Genomic DNA, 1810 nt, shown 5'->3' with positions numbered 1-1810 from the left:
TTGAGACTCCCACGACTAAAGTCGCAAGCCCTAATCCTTACGGATTGACGGGTGGGATTCTTGAATGACTAAACGTTCGCAGTCCATTTCTGTTTTGAACAGACTTCAAGATGAGGGCATCTCATTGCCCCTCCTAAGACAGTGCGTATAGCATCTTAGGCTGATTGACTGTTACCATCAATCACAGTTGCGTAGCGAATATTCATCGCCCCAACAATATCACGATGTTTCTCAAATCCACATCGGCACTTGTATTTTCTGTCTGGTGCTTTGTTCTTTTCAGAACATTTCGGACATGTTTGACTTGTATAAGCAGGGTTCACATATTCTACTTTAATACCAACTAAATTCGCTTTGTATTCAATGAACTGTGCTAAACGATAGAATGACCAAGTGTGTAGATTTTTCTCGTTTTTACGGCTTGTTCTTGCCGTCTGTCTAATATTCGTTAGTTGTTCTAAACGAATAACAGAAATGTTATTATCGGTTGCAAAGTCAATGATTTCACGACTTACTTTGTGGTCTTGGTCTTGCATCCATCTTTGTTCTTTATCATCAAGTTGTCGAATGGCATTTAATTTCTTATTTTCACCTAACTTCTTACGAACACTACGAAACTTACGTTTCATATATTTGTTTTGTCTACCATTGCCGAAGAAACGAACTTTATCATCGTCTGTGATGGCTACCGCAGGGACCTTAAGACCTAAATCTACCCCTAAAATCTTCGTTCCTGTTTTTTCATTTGTAGGAATCGTGACAGATATTTGAGCAATCCACTTATTAGATTTCTTCGTGATACGAAGTGTACCTAACTTGTGTGTTAACAAATTAAAATTGCGATTATATTTATCAGTTAATAAAGCACGAACCTTTAAGCGAGTTGATTTTCCATTTACCATGAGTGGAACTGAAATGTGCATGAAGTCAAACGAATAGTTTTGATTGTTCCATACACAAACAGGTCTCTTTAGAATCGGAATAACTTTGTATTTACTTTTTTTCACCTTTGTAGAAAACACACTTTTAGTGTCTTTAATTGCTTGGTTCTTCACTGCGCTTGGAAGATTAGCTTCAACATCTTTTGTACTTTTCTTAGTGCTCTTCTTCGCTTCAGCCATTTCAGATACAAGTGTATTAATGACTTTGATATACTCATAGCTACTTTGTTCCAATAACTGAATTTGTTCTTTTGTTGGAAGCAATTTAACTTTGACTGTGATTGTTTGTGACACAATTTTCACCCCCTCGTCTTTTGATTTTCAACATACTGTTTAATTGTCTCAGTCGATACATTTCCAGCAGTAGAAACAAAATAGGAACGTGTCCATAGACTTGGCAAGTGTTGAAGATGAGGAAACTCTCCTCTCAAACGCTTCGATGTCACTCCTTTAATTTTCGCCATTGTGTCAGCAGGACTAAGTGTTGGTAGTGTATTTAAGAACAAGTGAACGTGGTCTTTGTCGCATTCCATTGCGACAATAGCAACATCCATTTCTCCGCATATTTCTTGAACCAACTCTTTGAAACGTTCTTCTACTTTTGTGTTAAGAAAAATCTTTCTTCTGTATCGCGGGCAAAACACAAAATGGTAGTTAATTAATGACACAGTTGTTTTGGTTCTTCTATAATCATTTATCATATTCACATTGTATCAGTTTTACTTTTAAACTACACCACAAAAGATACCAATATTTTGGATACTTAAAGTACCACAAACTTAGCGATTTTTAGTGGTACTCCGTATCCAACCTCACTTTCATCCCATGCCTAAAGGCGATGGGCTTTCCCGTTCGGAAAGGGCTGTAAT

2 protein-coding genes are annotated in these 1810 nt (G+C 37.1%); both read right to left on the bottom strand.

Translation table 11 applies throughout. The features are described 5' to 3' along the window. Positions 1 to 155 precede the first annotated feature (155 nt). Complete coding sequence (locus tag PDQ68_RS28520) at positions 156 to 1235, bottom strand: transposase (RefSeq protein WP_270787171.1); 1080 nt, start codon at positions 1233 to 1235, stop codon at positions 156 to 158. Positions 1236 to 1240: 5 nt separating this feature from the next. Next, the gene (gene tnpA / locus PDQ68_RS28515; protein ID WP_000606465.1) at positions 1241 to 1642 is read right to left on the bottom strand and encodes an IS200/IS605 family transposase; all 402 of its coding nucleotides are present in this window, start codon (positions 1640 to 1642) and stop codon (positions 1241 to 1243) included. Between the last annotated feature and the right edge of the window lie 168 nt (positions 1643 to 1810).

It is taken from the genome of Bacillus cereus group sp. Bc010 (genome assembly GCF_027716745.1).
Taxonomy (GTDB): domain Bacteria; phylum Bacillota; class Bacilli; order Bacillales; family Bacillaceae_G; genus Bacillus_A; species Bacillus_A pacificus.
The sequence above is the reverse complement of the archived record's forward strand: the minus strand, read 5'-3'. Positions and strand labels throughout refer to the sequence as shown.